This window comes from Providencia vermicola, from assembly GCF_020381325.1.
In the GTDB taxonomy this organism is placed as follows: domain Bacteria; phylum Pseudomonadota; class Gammaproteobacteria; order Enterobacterales; family Enterobacteriaceae; genus Providencia; species Providencia vermicola.
This window is the reverse complement of the sequence record NZ_JAGSPI010000006.1, coordinates 79,606-94,195: the sequence shown is the minus strand read 5'-3', so window position 1 is coordinate 94,195 and position 14,590 is coordinate 79,606. Positions and strand designations below refer to the sequence as shown.

Annotated in this window: 14 protein-coding genes; 6 read left to right on the top strand and 8 right to left on the bottom strand. The window is 38.9% G+C overall.

Annotated features, from left to right (window positions below):
* Nucleotides 1-94: 94 nt before the first annotated feature.
* From yjiA to KDJ85_RS10175, 8 genes are all read right to left on the bottom strand, one after another.
* Nucleotides 95-1,063: a GTPase gene (gene yjiA, locus KDJ85_RS10210; RefSeq protein WP_225819582.1), complete on the bottom strand. Its 969-nt coding sequence runs from the start codon at nucleotides 1,061-1,063 to the stop codon at nucleotides 95-97.
* Nucleotides 1,064-1,099: 36 nt separating this feature from the next.
* The gene (locus tag KDJ85_RS10205; RefSeq protein ID WP_004260586.1) at nucleotides 1,100-1,303 is read right to left on the bottom strand and encodes a YbdD/YjiX family protein; all 204 of its coding nucleotides are present in this window, start codon (nucleotides 1,301-1,303) and stop codon (nucleotides 1,100-1,102) included.
* Nucleotides 1,304-1,404: 101 nt separating this feature from the next.
* Nucleotides 1,405-3,558 (bottom strand): carbon starvation CstA family protein, encoded by a 2,154-nt coding sequence (locus tag KDJ85_RS10200; protein WP_206082977.1) that lies wholly within the window; start codon nucleotides 3,556-3,558, stop codon nucleotides 1,405-1,407.
* Nucleotides 3,559-3,979: 421 nt separating this feature from the next.
* On the bottom strand, nucleotides 3,980-4,432 hold the full coding sequence (locus KDJ85_RS10195) for a WG repeat-containing protein (protein WP_225819581.1): 453 nt from the start codon (nucleotides 4,430-4,432) through the stop codon (nucleotides 3,980-3,982).
* 16 nt (nucleotides 4,433-4,448) lie between these two features.
* Nucleotides 4,449-6,998: an energy transducer TonB family protein gene (locus tag KDJ85_RS10190; RefSeq protein WP_225819580.1), complete on the bottom strand. Its 2,550-nt coding sequence runs from the start codon at nucleotides 6,996-6,998 to the stop codon at nucleotides 4,449-4,451.
* A gap of 12 nt (nucleotides 6,999-7,010) precedes the next feature.
* A complete protein-coding gene (locus tag KDJ85_RS10185) occupies nucleotides 7,011-8,447 on the bottom strand; it encodes a DNA-binding protein (RefSeq protein WP_225819579.1) in 1,437 nt (478 codons plus the stop codon).
* On the bottom strand, nucleotides 8,447-9,199 hold the full coding sequence (locus tag KDJ85_RS10180) for a PP2C family serine/threonine-protein phosphatase (RefSeq protein ID WP_225819578.1): 753 nt from the start codon (nucleotides 9,197-9,199) through the stop codon (nucleotides 8,447-8,449). The genes KDJ85_RS10185 and KDJ85_RS10180 overlap by 1 nt, the downstream gene beginning before the upstream one ends.
* A 3-nt stretch (nucleotides 9,200-9,202) precedes the next feature.
* Nucleotides 9,203-9,883, bottom strand: a complete 681-nt coding sequence (locus tag KDJ85_RS10175) for a vWA domain-containing protein (protein ID WP_225819577.1) — start codon at nucleotides 9,881-9,883, stop codon at nucleotides 9,203-9,205.
* Nucleotides 9,884-10,677: 794 nt separating this feature from the next.
* Between KDJ85_RS10175 and KDJ85_RS10170 the strand changes: the two genes are divergently transcribed.
* The 6 genes from KDJ85_RS10170 to KDJ85_RS10145 all read left to right on the top strand — a co-directional run bounded on the left by KDJ85_RS10170 (nucleotide 10,678) and on the right by KDJ85_RS10145 (nucleotide 14,550).
* Nucleotides 10,678-11,223, top strand: a complete 546-nt coding sequence (locus tag KDJ85_RS10170; RefSeq protein ID WP_225819576.1) for a fimbrial protein — start codon at nucleotides 10,678-10,680, stop codon at nucleotides 11,221-11,223.
* Nucleotides 11,224-11,297: 74 nt separating this feature from the next.
* Nucleotides 11,298-11,975, top strand: coding sequence for a fimbrial biogenesis chaperone (locus KDJ85_RS10165; RefSeq protein WP_225819575.1), 678 nt, complete (start codon nucleotides 11,298-11,300; stop codon nucleotides 11,973-11,975).
* Entirely contained in the window at nucleotides 11,959-12,513 is a 555-nt protein-coding gene (locus KDJ85_RS10160; RefSeq protein WP_225819574.1) for a fimbrial protein, read from the top strand. Before KDJ85_RS10165 ends, KDJ85_RS10160 begins: the two co-directional genes overlap by 17 nt.
* 5 nt (nucleotides 12,514-12,518) lie before the next feature.
* A complete protein-coding gene (locus KDJ85_RS10155; RefSeq protein WP_225819573.1) occupies nucleotides 12,519-13,064 on the top strand; it encodes a fimbrial protein in 546 nt (181 codons plus the stop codon).
* 21 nt (nucleotides 13,065-13,085) lie between these two features.
* Nucleotides 13,086-13,814 (top strand): fimbrial biogenesis chaperone, encoded by a 729-nt coding sequence (locus KDJ85_RS10150; protein ID WP_225819572.1) that lies wholly within the window; start codon nucleotides 13,086-13,088, stop codon nucleotides 13,812-13,814.
* Nucleotides 13,801-14,550: a fimbrial biogenesis chaperone gene (locus KDJ85_RS10145; protein ID WP_225819571.1), complete on the top strand. Its 750-nt coding sequence runs from the start codon at nucleotides 13,801-13,803 to the stop codon at nucleotides 14,548-14,550. The genes KDJ85_RS10150 and KDJ85_RS10145 overlap by 14 nt, the downstream gene beginning before the upstream one ends.
* Nucleotides 14,551-14,590 lie beyond the last annotated feature (40 nt).

The window sequence follows — 14,590 nt, the reverse complement described above, 5'->3', positions numbered from 1 at the left end:
ACTTGTGTATGCTCCTAGGGCTTGGTTCTCTTGCCGCCTTGCTACGCCGCTAATGACTTTGAATTTCTTTTTCGAATTTCTTTTTTGAATTGTTCTATTTTGAATTAACGTCTAAGGCTGCGAATTTTGCACGGATAATCTCTTCGGGAAGCTTCACGCCGATAAACACTAATACGCTGCGGCGGGTTTCGCCGTCTTGCCAATCCGTATCCCAGTCGGCACTGTAAAGGCGTTGAACCCCTTGGAATAACAGCCGTTTTGGTTCGCCTTTGATGGATAAAATACCTTTGTAGCGTAATAAATTATCCGCAAAGCCGAGCAGTAAATCTTCCATTACCTGTGAAACTTCCATTAATTCAACAGGGTAATCGAATTCCACGACAATAGATTCCACTTCATTTTGCTGCTTTGGTGCAAAACGGAAAGTCGGTTTATTCACTTTCAGCTGCGAGTCTAATAAAAAACCTTCAATATCTAATAAAAGCTGTAAGTTAATGTCGCCATGAATAACTGGGTAAATTGGCGCTCTAGCATTAATACGTTGCAATCGCTCTAACAGGGCATCAGTATCTGGGTTGATGTCGGTTTTGGTTAATAAAATTCGGTCTGCATAACCAATTTGGGCTTGAGCAATCGCAAAATCATTCAGTTGTTTCTCTGCATGAACTGCGTCCACCAACGTAATAATGCCATCTAATAAAAATCGTTCGCATAACACGTCATGGGAAAAAAAAGTTTGTGTAATAGGGCCAGGATCTGCCATTCCTGTACATTCAATGACTAAGCGGTCAAAATCCAACTTGCCACTGTCGAGGCCATCTAATAAATCCAATAATGCATTTTCTAATTCGCTTGAACGAGAACAACAAATACAACCGTTACTCAAGGTAGTGATTTGTGTGGCTCTGTCACCAATAATGGCGTTATCAATGGGGACTTCACCAAATTCATTTTCAATGACTGCAATTTTATGTCCATGTTCTGCATGAAGAATATGGCTAAGGAGCGTTGTTTTACCCGCACCGAGAAAACCGGTTAGGATTGTGACATTAATTGGTTTCATTATTATCCTCTTTGCACCATTGTTTTACTTTGAACATCAACAGCAGCGGAACCCGCCTTTACCACTTCCACCATACCGCGCATCTTGCCTTTCACGAAAAAATTCTTTGTAAGTCATGACAGGCTTATCAGGGTGGTTGTCACTCATATGTTGAACATAAGTATCATAATCAGGAATACCAATCAGCATACGTGCTGCCTGCCCTAAGTATTTGCCTGTTTTACCAAGGTTTCCAAACATCAGCCTCTCCAAATACAAATGCCCTACATCATGAACACACAATGTAGGGCTACCGTTCAGTTATCGAGCCACATTAGCCGCTCGATGGTGTCGAATGGTCACTAGTGTGTAGATGAAACTTTCACACCCTCTTTCGGTACAGGAACATACGGTGTTTCTTTGTCTGTACGTTCTGGATTTTTGTGTGCTTTCATTCCCACGCGGATACCATAGAAAATGATACCGTAAACAACCACTAAGAATAGGATACTCAGACCCGCATTGGTGTAGTTGTTGATGATAATGTGATTCATGTTAGTGATTTCTTGTGCTGTCAGCTCTGCACCACCTGCTGCAATCTTATCTTTATAAGATTTCGCTAAGTACAGGAAGCCTTCAAGCTGCGGGTTATCACTGAATAATTTCAGTCCTAACGCCCAAGTGGTACAAATCAATAACCATACCGCAGGTAATACTGTCACCATAATGTATTTGCTACGTTTCATCTTAATCAGGACAACCGTACTTAAGACTAACGCAACTGCGGCTAACATTTGGTTCGAGATACCGAACAGTGGCCACAGGCTCTTAACGCCGCCCAGTGGGTCAACAACGCCTTGATACAGTAAGTAACCCCATAAGCCTACACAACCTGCCGTACCAATGATACCTGCAACCAGTGAGTCGGTTTTCTTCAAGAATGGAACGAAGTTACCCAATAAGTCTTGCAGCATAAAGCGACCAGAACGGGTTCCTGCATCCAATGCGGTTAAGATAAACAGCGCTTCGAACAGAATACCAAAGTGATACCAGAAGCCCATATTTGCCGCAGGCATGATTTCGTGGAATACGAATGCAATACCAACTGCTAGTGTTGGAGCACCACCTGCACGGTTCAGAACAGACGGTTCACCGATATCTTTCGCCGTTTGCATGATTTGCTCAGGTGAAATAACAAAGCCCCATGAACTAACCGTTGCCGCTGCGTGAACAGAAACATCTTTCAGTTGAGCCATAATAGCCGCACCATCTGGGCCGCCCAATTCATGCAGGTTAGGCATTGTAATGCCCAATGCTGCTGGTGGGGTGTTCATCGCAAAGTATAAACCTGGTTCGATAATCGATGCAGCAACCAATGCCATAATCGCAACGAAAGATTCCATTAACATTGCACCGTAACCGATGTAACGTGCATCTTTTTCGTTTGCTAACAGTTTCGGTGTTGTACCGGAAGAAATTAAGGCGTGGAAACCAGATACCGCACCACAGGCAATGGTAATGAATAGGAATGGGAACAGTGTGCCTTTCCAAACTGGGCCTGAACCATCAACGAACTGCGTCACCGCTGGCATTTTTAACTCAGGGTTTAGAATAACGATACCAATCGCTAATCCAACAATAACCCCTATTTTCAAGAAAGTCGCCAGATAATCACGAGGAGCCAGAATCAACCAGACTGGTAATAGCGCAGAAACAAATGCATAACCAACCAGCGCATAAGTGATCGTGGTGTCTTTGAATGTCAGCGCAGGGCCCCAGTACGGGTCGTGAGCAATAACGCCACCGAACCAAATTGATGCCACCAGTAACACGATACCGATGACGGAAACCTCACCAACACGCCCTGGTCGGAGATATCGCATGTATATCCCCATAAACAGAGCAATTGGTACCGTCGATACCACGGTGAATACACCCCATGGACTTTCTGCCAAGGCTTTTACGACGATCAACGCCAATACGGCAAGGATGATGATCATAATGAGGAAACAGCCAAAGAGCGCTAGCGTCCCAGGAATTGGGCCTAACTCTTCTTTAACGATTTCCCCGAGTGAAGCACCATTACGGCGAGACGAAATAAACAACACCATAAAGTCTTGTACCGCACCCGCTAATACAACCCCCGCCAGTAACCATAGCGTTCCTGGTAAATACCCTACTTGCGCTGCCAGTACAGGCCCAACTAATGGCCCTGCCCCTGCGATCGCCGCAAAGTGGTGACCAAATAGGACATTTTTATTAGTTGGAACATAGTTTAAACCGTCATTGTTAATGACCGCTGGAGTCGCACGGGTTTCATCCAGCTTCATCACTTTTTTCGCGATATACAAACTGTAGTAACGATAAGCAATAAGGTAAACCGCCACCGATGCGACGACTATCCACAGCGCACTAATGTGCTCGCCACGCCTTAGCGCGACAACCCCTAAACAAATTGCACCGATGATCCCAAGGATCATCCACGGAACGTGCTTTAAAATACCATTTTTGTTCATAGAACACCCTTCTGAGGTAAAACGAACATGCCATTGATTTTGTATTTACCATCACGCTAACAACATCGTAGTGCTGCTTGTCATTGATGGTTTTTTAATTGGCAGTGGTTGAACTGGATTAAATCGAAAATTTTGAGCTCTGCCATGGTGTCTATGGTAAGAAATTACACTCTGCAAATGATTAAAGTTACGCTAAGCGGTACCATACAGAATTAAGCGGTTTGAATTTTGCAGTGAATGGTTTTAAGGAAGGTTTAACAGGATGAAAACTGTGATCTACATAACAATAACAACTGTATTTCAATAAGTTAAGTAATATGAATAATATGGTTAAAATCGAATTAATTGTAAATAAATATCATGAAAATCGTAAAAAACGCCTTAGATACCTGAAAAAAGCGTATCTAAGTACGTAGCCCCCTTAGGGTAGTGTAATTGTTGTCCAATCCCCGCCAACCCACCAGCTGTGTTCACCATCTGTTTGCGTTTTACACCCGACTCCAACTTTAGCTTTTCCGTCTTCAAAGGGATAGGCACAATCATACGTTGCCTCAATAACTACCTTCCCTGTGACAGCATCCGCAAAACCAATTTTATCGCCCTTTCGAATACGATAGACCCCCTCTTGGGCTTCGTCAGGCCAATTATCAAAATAGTAAATTTGATAAACTTCTTGGTTATGTTTATCCACAACAATTAACTTGCCATCTTCTGATTGGCGTAAACAATATTGAAAAGGTGATTTGGCTTCAAAGCAGCGAATTTGGCTTTTTTGGTCATCCACCCATAGGCTGTACTGTTGATCCAGATTTTGTGCAAACAAAGGCGCAGAAGCTAATAAGGCAAGTAACACAGTAATTTTAGATCGGTTCATCCTATTCCCTATTCCTTTATGGCTTATAATTTAGCGAAGCATCGCTGGGTTGGTTAAAAGTCACTGGAATTAATAACACTTTATTTTGAGACGCTGAATTAAACCGCCACTGATAGGCAACTGAAATTAAGTCATCATCAAAATAATCCACACCACTACTCTGCTGTAACATGATGGAGCTTGGCACGCCCCCTTTTGGTACATCAACTTTCAAAATTGCTTCACCTTGCGTATTCCCCACAAATTCGGTTGAGATAATAGGGAGTTTTAATGTTTTTTCTTGAATACCAAAAGCCGAAGCATCTACATTTACTATCACTCGGTCGGTCAGGTTTTCATTTCGCATAGGTGAAGTGCGGGGGGATGAGACAAAAGGTACCGCCGCAGGCATCACTTGTTTAGCCAGCCCCTTTTGTTCCTCAAACTCTTGCCGTTCCTGCTCTGTCGCTGATGCAGGCAATTCACTTTGACTATACAGCAGCGCCATACGTGCATTAATTATATTCACCCGCACTTTGGTTTCATCGGGCAAACCAAATAAAAAGAAGCGGGACTGCGCCGCCATCAAACGCTGATCTAGGCTATTACCCGCATTATAGTGCATTAATGCAAATGCACCTGCCGCCAGCTCAGGGTCTTCATCTATCATCGTCACTCCCCAAGCAAACCAGGCGTCAATACGGTTTGGGTTAATGGTGATAATTTGTAGGTAGTGTGCCCGTGCACTCAGCAATAAATTACGCCAATGTTGCTCATCATCAACAAAGCCGTCTTTTATGGCAGATGCTTTATTTTCAGTTAATAACGTGCGCGCCGCATTGAAATGCATTAATTCCATTCTTGCCGTTATATTCAGCACTTCAATGTTATTTGGATACTTTAGTAATAATGCACGAACTCTTTGTGTATTACTTTCCCACGCTTCACCGTTGGATTTAGAACGGCTATCTGCTTGTCGCAATGTTGCGCGTATCTCTTTTGAGATCTCCTGCTGCTGCTGGTAATATTCATAAGATGAACCAGCGCTGCGTGTATATTTAGCGGGGACTGTATTATTCACATAGCTCACGAGCCTTTTGAGTACATATCCGAAAGATTTTTCATTATGCCTTGCTAAAGCCTTACTGGCGCTCTCCACTAAAAGCCCAACTTCTTGCGCATAATCATCCAAACTTTTCACCGTACTCTTAAAACTAACAGTGACTAGGTGGCGAGCTGGCTGCTTTGTCGGCTCAAATCGTAACTGACTCACGGCATATTCCGCTGCGATATCATAATTTTTTACACCACTGGTGGTGTCGATCAACGTGAATGCAGGAACGCCTTCTTCATTCACATCTACCGCAACAGTTGCGGTAACATTATCGATGTCATATTTAATCGAAAGGTAACGAACTTCATTAACAGAGTTAGGCACAATGGCCGTTCCCTCTGTATTAATCGTCATTTTCCCAGGGTAACGAGGGTCACTTCGATCATAGTACGTCGCAAGCTCTACAACCCCATATATTCCTTTAATTGATAATGGTTGTTTTGCCAACACTTGTGTTTGTTCATCCACGGTTTCTCTGAACCAATCTAATACCTGTACATTGCTTCTTGCCTGTAAGATAAGAAAGTTTTGTCGTTCCACTGTAGAAAGATATTGAATTTCTTTTGCAAATATTGTGGCGCTTTGCGTATCAAATAATTCAGAGGGAGATTCTGACCATTTATCACTGAGACTCAGATATTGTGCAAAAATAAGTGCAGCATACGCATTCTTTAAATTCGCATCGCTATTATCAACGTGGCTTTTTATCAAACTATATGCAAGTCCCAAGCCTTTCCAATAAGTGGCGTTATTCGGTTGTGCAGCAATAGCACGAATAAAGAAAATAAGGCTATCTTCTGCGGTCTCAGTTTGGCGTAATGTAAGCAAACCAACAGCGAAAGCAAGCGCCCCATCTTGCGGTAAATATTGGCTCGCATTTTCTAATTGAAAAATTTCGTCGTTTGAAGCTGGCGCATTTGTTTGCAATAAGGGTTGCCATATTGCACGCATTGCTGCGCTTTGTGGTTCTAATTCTGCAAGCTTATCCATCTTATCAATACGTGCTTGCAATTCATGGTATCGCGCTTCAACTTCAGTGTTAGCTTCATGGTTGTATATAATCCCTGATAGTACACCACTCACTGCCGTATTTTGTTCATTCTGGAATAATTGCCAATCACGCTGCTCAATGAGTGTTTGTGCCCGCCAACGTTGGTTTGATTCTGAACTTAACGGAATATTTAAAAGTGTAATGACGCTAAATACTGCCAATGTAATAATAGCAGCCCCCCAATATTGCCTCGCTTGAAAGCGAACAGCACCTATCGACAATGCAATAATAAACGTCAATCCAAATAACCACATCACTGTCAGAAATAAGTTATCACTGACATTCAAAGCACTCGGCCAAATTAATTCACCGAGTTCAAATAACGCAATAAACACACCATAGCTAAAGAAAAAAGGCAATGTAGGCACAGCAAATAACAAGGCCAAAGGTAATAAAAGAAGTGGACTCAGTTTTATTTTCAACGTCATCCTTCCTTATGGCTTTTTGGTCAAAATCGATTTGATGGGTAAAAAGAGCCCCAACCAGAAAAATAAGCCCAGTCCCAATATGCTGACTAAAGTAATAAGGCTCAGAGCCATATCAGCCCCTAAACTTTCCTTCGCCCAAAGTTGATAAAAAGTCGCAGGTGATAATGTTTCTGGTTTCATGTTTTGGGTAATTCGACTAATAATAAACGCCATCAATAAGGGAACTGCGATGGCAAGAAATGTGTAAATATGCACCTTTTTAATTGCAGCAAACCACGCAGGTGGTGTAAAGGTAATTGGTGGTGCAGGTTGAGGACGAACAACCCGACGAGTTTGCGTTTGTCCCCTAACTTGTGTTTTATACACATTTTTTTGCTGCCGTGTTTTCTGTAATGCTTCACTGGCAACTTTTAATTGCTTAACCCGTTCACAGGCAGCACATTTCAACCCAGCAAAATATTGGTGTTCTTTATTTTTGCTACATACCACAATCTTTTTCTGGCTACGCAGCGCATAGGTGCGTAAACACTGAGCCCACTCCGCTGCACTTGGCCTTTGCGCTGGAGAGCCGCTAAACGCTTTATCAAATAATTGGCGAATATCATTAGGTAAGAAAGTATGTCCACTGGTTGGCACAGGGCTTATCCCTTGGTGCGCCTTTACCCCATAGGCGTAATATTTTCCTGCAATTCGGCTAGGCAAATCATTTGGCACTTGATTATGCAAAGGTCGACCAGAAAATGGATGAATGCCAAAATTCAATAATTGAAATAAAATCACGGCTAAAGCAAATCGGTCCTGCTGGGATTCTTGAAATTGAGGAACACTTTTGGCTTGTTGAAATTCAGAGGCAAGGTAATCGACCGTAAACTGACCAGCGGCAAAACGTTCTTTTTCCCCTTGAATACTAAAGCCATCACAATCTAACATTGATACATATAAGCTTTCCCGATAAAAACGTAAATTGACGGGTTTCATATCAATGATAAAGTGGTTTTGTTGATGAATCGCCTCAACCAATATTGCCAAATTGGTTGCGAGTTGAATTTTAGCACCTAAGCCAACGGGTAAATTATTTGCTTTTGCCTGCCTTTCTTGCAAAATATATTCAAGCTCAATGGATGCGTGCACATCCAGCTCAGGCATGACGAAGCCGACAAACTGTTTTTTCTGGTTAAATAGCTGGCTGATAGGCCAAGCCAACTGAACGACAGGAATTGCAGTATCAGTAATCGGTGGTAAGCTTGGCTTTAAAGCTAACATTGCTGATATTTTTCGGCGATATAACGCTTTATCAATTTTATCGTGGTAAAGCTTAGCGACTTGCCCCTTCGCTGATGCAATATGATAAACACTGCCCGCCCCACCACTTTTAATTAATTTACCCAGCTGGATAACTTGCCCTTGCCCATCGACAAGTTTTATCTTATTGACCGCCGCCATTACATTTCCCTAAATGCTACAAATAAGGTTTTATCATCCCCAGTGATTGAATAAGTGCGAGGGTCATCAAGCGTCCCTTTTAAAGCTTCACTTCCCGTTAGCTCATCATTTTGCTGTAAAAAACGAGTAACAGGTTCGATAAAAGGGAGATAAAGCGCATCACATTGCTTATTCATAGCGAAGGGTTGTACGCCATCAGACATTAAAATAATCCGCTCTATTTGGGCAACAATAGGCGTAATACGTAAGTGTTCCTGCCAATCACTTGAGGTTAAAAACCACGTTTGATTGGCATACTCGCCATTTTCTGGCATGGAAACCTTATCAATAAAGCGCCCATTTTGTTGGTAAGAAGCGATGGCTACACCATCACCTAAATGAAAAAGAAAGCCTTGGCGTTTGCCAACCCATGCAGCGACAAGCGTGCAAGCAAAATCCTTTAACTCCCCTTGCTTATCATTTGCAAGGGAAACCAATTGCTCACGAATAGCACTCAGTGTACGAAGAATAACGGGTTGTATCTCTTCAACACCTAAATAGTCAACATGACCAAATTCAGAAATTCGCTGAACAAATAACCTTGAAACATAACGTGAACCAATCTCACTATAACGCGCTGAACCTGCTCCATCACATACACAAGCCGCTAAGCCATTTGTGGTATGCTCCACAGACCATGCATCTTGACAAGGCTGGTTATTTTCCCGATGAGAGTGCCCTTGAACTGACGCACAATAAATTGACCAACTCATACGTTATACCGACACTGTAGACCAGCTATCTGTTGAAGGGAGTTGAGCTTGCCCACCTGGAGTCGATTGGGAAACTACCTGCATACTCGCGCTCAACCACAAAAAGAGTTCTTTAAATTGCAATCCTTTTAGCTTTTTCACACCATTCAAGCCTGCAATACTGAACTCCCCCATGACTTGCGCACTCGCCCCATCAACCATAATAGGAAACATAGCCACTTTTTGATCTTTTTGCGCTTGGCGACAAGCTTGTGCCGATTCTTCCCATAAATCAGTAGGAGCACCATCTGACATTAAAAATAACCAAGGACGGGTATAAGCTACGCCCGCTTGACGAAAACGTTGTTTTTCAGCTTCTATTTCATCTAACGCCACCATAACAGCTTGCCCTGTTGGTGTTGTCCCATTCGCTTCTAATATAGGTGCAGTAAAATCCATGGCATCACACCAATCACCAATAATCGAACATTGGTCGTTTCCACCATATTGAATAACAAGGATCCTAACCCGCTTTGCTGCTATAACATCATCCTTCAATTCTTTTTCGAGTATCTGTAAACCTGCATTTAATTCATTTATCGGCTCGCCGTACATACTGCCAGAACAATCTAATACTAAAACCAATGGTGTTCGTTGCTCACTGTTATCAACTAGAGCAACATCAGGAATGATAAGTTGACTCATGCACTTTCCTTATTTTATTGAGACGAAAATACCAATATACAGAATCACATCACGAATGAAACTAAGAAAAAAAGAGGAATTGAAAAATATAATAAGAATAATCTCAAGAATATGATAACTTTTATCTATTATATATTTCATCTCAAATAAGAACTATCCTAAGTATTTAAACTTAAAAAACCAACCAATATAATTAAATAAAAACAAAAACAATGAATATTTATAAAAATACCTGCTTCAAACTAAATGTTTCTAACATCTATTATTCATTAGTAACATCCCTTACCTATACGCATGATAAGCGTTAAAAAAAGAGACAAATTATGAATAATTGTTAATATCAAACTTATAATCTTTACTTACAACAAAAAAAGACAATCATCAGAATAAAAACCCAAAAAAGACAAATGGATTTAACTTAAGAAAACAAGTAAGCTTATAATGCATTGAAATAAAACAAAAATAACATTTAGAAAACTATTAAAAAGCACTATAAAAATATTTTCACCCAATTTGACAACAATAATGAGTACAACTAATATTATCCCCGTAGTCAGCGAGCAAGAGTTCGCAAACACTCAGAAAAAACAAACTTTAAATTAAGCCAAAATAAATACTGTCTATTTAAATGAGATGGAAAATAAATTTAAATATTTATAATTTTCAAATCAAAAAAAATAGCAAGATTTAATGCTATTAAAGCAAATAAAAGCTTAATTGATATCTCTAAAAATTAGATACAAGAAACTTTAAATTTTTAAATTATCTATCTCACATACTTAGGAATGATTATTATGAAACTAAATAAACTTGCTTTCATCGGTGCTTTAACTGTTGCAACTCTTTCTTCACAAGCTTTTGCTGCACAAGACGCAACAGTAAATTTCAATGCTCGTTTAGTTGCAGAAACATGTGACGTTAGCGCTTCAAAAGATTTAATTAGCTTAGGAACACATAAAACTCAAGGCTTGAGCACTACTGATGCCATTTCTAATGAAAAATTCTCTTTAGTATTAAATAACTGTACTAAAGCTTACGATGACCAAAATCCACAAGCGGGCTCTATTGCAATCCAAGCTTCTGGTGAAGTATTAACAGGTCATGCTGACATGTTTGCTGATGCTCAAGCTTCACAAATCGGCGTTAAATTACAAGCTGAGCCAGTTAAAGATACTAAAATTGCTCTGAAACCTAATGAAGCAACTGAAATTACAGGTCTGAAAGTTTCTGGTCAAGGTGACATCGTTGTTCCAATGATTGCAAGCCTATACGCAACAACTGCTGATGCAACAGCACAGCAATTAAATGTTCCAGTAACATTTAGCGTTGCATACGACTAATAATAACTTTTAGTTAATTAGTTACTTCAGCAGGCAGTATTAATATACTGCCTGCAATAAAGGAAAGATAAAAAATGATAAAATTAAAATCCTTAATTCTTATATTACTGACTTTTTCATTTGCATCTCAAGCTGGTGTTGGGTTAAGCCAAACACGTATTGTTATTGAAGGAAAAACCAATACGTCTTCAATAACAGCTCGAAATGAAGATGATAAATCTTATTTAGTCGCTAATTTTATCACACAACAGTTAAATAGCAGTTCAGCATCTGATGGCTACTTTGTTATAACGCCAACTATTTTTAAGCTTGCACCTAAACAACAAAACATTATTAAAATAAAAGCAATACCAAGTAAATTCCCTAAAGATAGGGAATCTATGTACTATTTCCACTCAAGAAATGTGCCTGAATCAGATAAAGGTAGTGATGGCGTAAAAGTTGGTTTAGAAAATGTAATTAAAATTTTCTACCGTCCTGCTGACCTTCCTATGGAACAATCAGTTGCATTTAGCAATGTAAAAACAATTAGTACAGCAAATGGCCTCAAGTTAGTTAATAATTCGCCTTATTATATTAACCTAGCGGGTTTGTATGTGAATAACAAATTCATAAAACTCAATAAGCAGAATAATATCATTGCGCCTTTTTCTGAAATGAACTACTCAAGTCAAAATAAAAGTGGTTCTGTTAAATGGGCTATCATTAATGACCTCGGAGGATATGATGAGTTCCATGGGTCAGTTCAGTAAAATAGCATTTTTTTTGGGTGTCACAGTATTTACAAGCCAAGTTTTTGCGCAAAACACCCAAATTCAATTCAAAACCAAAATCATCAAAGGGACTTGTGAGTTTGATGATAATAATGAATTAAATAAAGAAATTGATTTTAATGAAAATGGAATGTTGGTGGCATCAGATGTAAATAGCCAGCCAATTAATCAACCTATTCGTACTGCACATTTTTCATATAACATCGTGTGTAAAAACTATCCTGCAGGAACAGAAAAAACGGTTAAAATAAAATCAAAATCTGCTCCATCAACGACATTCAATAATGGCATTTTTTTTGGATTACAAGATACAACTAAAACGGGTTTTTTACTTGAATCTTGTGACAAAAACAACCAGAATTGTCAGCAGGTTAATGATGAAAGCATTACAACTTTTCCATCAACAACCCACGATGCAATAGAAATTAATTACAGAGTTAGCCTTGTTAAACGAGATAGTGGTGTAATACCAGGCGATTCAAATGCAGCAGTCACTTTTGAATATTATCAGGATTAAGGTTCATGGAAAAAATAAAACAGGCTCTACTGACCTTTTTAATCATGTCCGTATCTTTTTTGTCTATGGCAGATGATGGTAATTCAGTTCGCTACAATTTTTCTGTTTTATTTTTATCAAAAACGTGTGAAATAGATGTCCCAAGTGAAATTATATTCGGCAATCAATCTGGAATTACGACAGCAAGTGACATAAAAAGTGATAATGTCACTAAACAATTTCCCATCGGTTTGAAAAACTGCTCAACCTCAGACCAAAATACAGCGATTGTTTATATTGCATCAGGAAATACTTTAGCTGGCCGTAATAACATTTTTAATGATAACCCAAATGATATAATTGGTGTTCAGTTACTTGATAACAATCGAGTGGTTAGTGTCAATGAGAGTGGTTCAATGAAGCCAAGCCCAGCTTCAATACTTTGGGATAATATTCAAAGCACCAGTGATATAAAAATAATCAATGCGAAACTGCGTTGTGCAGAAGCTGATTGCGAACCAAATGATGGTGATTTCTCTGCTAAATTAACTATTGGATACTATGCCGATTAATAATACACAGTGGAAATGAAAATGAAAAAGCTTATTAAATCTTTATTAATAACTTTATTAGTCTCACAGAGCACGTTTGCAGCTGTTTCTCTTGACCACTCAAGGGTTATTTTTAAACAAGATGATAAAAGTCAAAGTATTACAGCTAATAATACAGCAGATAAAAAATATATTGTTCAAAGCTTAATCTTTACTAATGCAGATACAGAAAGTGTAACAAGTAAGAACTTTACAGTAATACCACCAATTGTTGCATTAAAAGAAAAATCAAATAATGCGCTGAAGATTATTCCTCAATCATTAGGCAACTTGCCAAACGATAGAGAATCTTTATTTTATGTCATGGTTAACTTTATTCCTGAGACAAAACAGAGAAATAGTAATGATAATCGCAACCACGTTGGTACAACATTCAACTTATCAACAAAAATAGTCATCAAAATGTTTTATCGCCCAAATGGAATTAAAGGCCATGTTAATGAATACATAGATAAACTGACAGTAACGCAAGTTAATGACAAAGTGACCATAAACAATCCATCACCTTACTACTATACTCTAGTTAATATAAAGATTGATGGAGTGCCTTATAGTAGTGACAGAGCCCCTATGGTCGCTCCTTTTTCTACTTTTGACTTAAAAACAACGAAAAAAGCATCAAAAATAGAATGGAGCATTATTAATGACTATGGTGGCGAAACAAAAACTAACCCTATAACGTTGAACGGTACTAAAAATGCTAAAAAGTAAGTTTCTTACAGTTTTATTATTAGGTTTATGTTTTTCAAATACTACATTAGCAGAAAATTCAACTGGTTTTGATTTCACACTTCAACGTTATATCTACAAAGAAAGTAATTCTGGAGGGATCAGCGTTGATTTAAAAAACCAAAATAATAGTGGTTATTTAATGGAATCTTGGATAGCCAATGCCGATAGTGAATCACTGCTACCTAAAGAGAATATAAAGACAGAAGTGGTGCCTTTTATCATTTTACCTCCTCTAAAAATGTTAGATGCAAACACACAAACCTCTTGGAATATACGCAGGACAGGCAACAAAATAAATAATGAAGCTGTTCCAGATGATAGAGAAAGCCTTTTTTGGATAGGGATTAGGGGTATCCCTAGCGAAGAAAAAAACAAAAAGGAAAGTAGCGTTCAATTAAATATCATACCAAATTTCTATTTTAAATTACTGTATCGCCCTAAAAAAATTGAAGATTTAAAAACTGAAGAGCTAGTAAAAAAGATAAAAATCACAAGAGAAAACAATGTACTAATCCTAGAAAACCCAACACCTTTTTATTTCACATTTGAGTATTTAAAGGTTGCAGGAATAAGTATTAAAAACGGTGGCAGAGAAATAACACTTCCTCCGTTTTCAAAAAAAGACATTGCGCTACCTAGTAGTAAAACAGGAAAAATTGAGTGGCAATTAACAAATGAGTATTTGATGGGGTTAGGTAAAGAATCATCAAATTAAATTTTTAGAATTTGATTAACTAAACAAAGAATGGTGATGT

Bases quoted from the DNA above. Each gene is read 5' to 3' on its own strand.
- KDJ85_RS10165 (WP_225819575.1), top strand. From the start codon at position 11,298: ATGATAAAATTAAAATCCTTAATTCTTATATTACTGACTTTTTCATTT.
- KDJ85_RS10145 (WP_225819571.1), top strand. From the start codon at position 13,801: ATGCTAAAAAGTAAGTTTCTTACAGTTTTATTATTAGGTTTATGTTTT.
- KDJ85_RS10175 (WP_225819577.1), bottom strand. From the start codon at position 9,883: ATGAGTCAACTTATCATTCCTGATGTTGCTCTAGTTGATAACAGTGAG.
- KDJ85_RS10160 (WP_225819574.1), top strand. From the start codon at position 11,959: ATGGGTCAGTTCAGTAAAATAGCATTTTTTTTGGGTGTCACAGTATTT.
- KDJ85_RS10185 (WP_225819579.1), bottom strand. From the start codon at position 8,447: ATGGCGGCGGTCAATAAGATAAAACTTGTCGATGGGCAAGGGCAAGTT.
- KDJ85_RS10170 (WP_225819576.1), top strand. From the start codon at position 10,678: ATGAAACTAAATAAACTTGCTTTCATCGGTGCTTTAACTGTTGCAACT.
- yjiA (WP_225819582.1), bottom strand. From the start codon at position 1,063: ATGAAACCAATTAATGTCACAATCCTAACCGGTTTTCTCGGTGCGGGT.
- KDJ85_RS10155 (WP_225819573.1), top strand. From the start codon at position 12,519: ATGGAAAAAATAAAACAGGCTCTACTGACCTTTTTAATCATGTCCGTA.
- KDJ85_RS10200 (WP_206082977.1), bottom strand. From the start codon at position 3,558: ATGAACAAAAATGGTATTTTAAAGCACGTTCCGTGGATGATCCTTGGG.
- KDJ85_RS10180 (WP_225819578.1), bottom strand. From the start codon at position 9,199: ATGAGTTGGTCAATTTATTGTGCGTCAGTTCAAGGGCACTCTCATCGG.
- KDJ85_RS10150 (WP_225819572.1), top strand. From the start codon at position 13,086: ATGAAAAAGCTTATTAAATCTTTATTAATAACTTTATTAGTCTCACAG.
- KDJ85_RS10195 (WP_225819581.1), bottom strand. From the start codon at position 4,432: ATGAACCGATCTAAAATTACTGTGTTACTTGCCTTATTAGCTTCTGCG.
- KDJ85_RS10205 (WP_004260586.1), bottom strand. From the start codon at position 1,303: ATGTTTGGAAACCTTGGTAAAACAGGCAAATACTTAGGGCAGGCAGCA.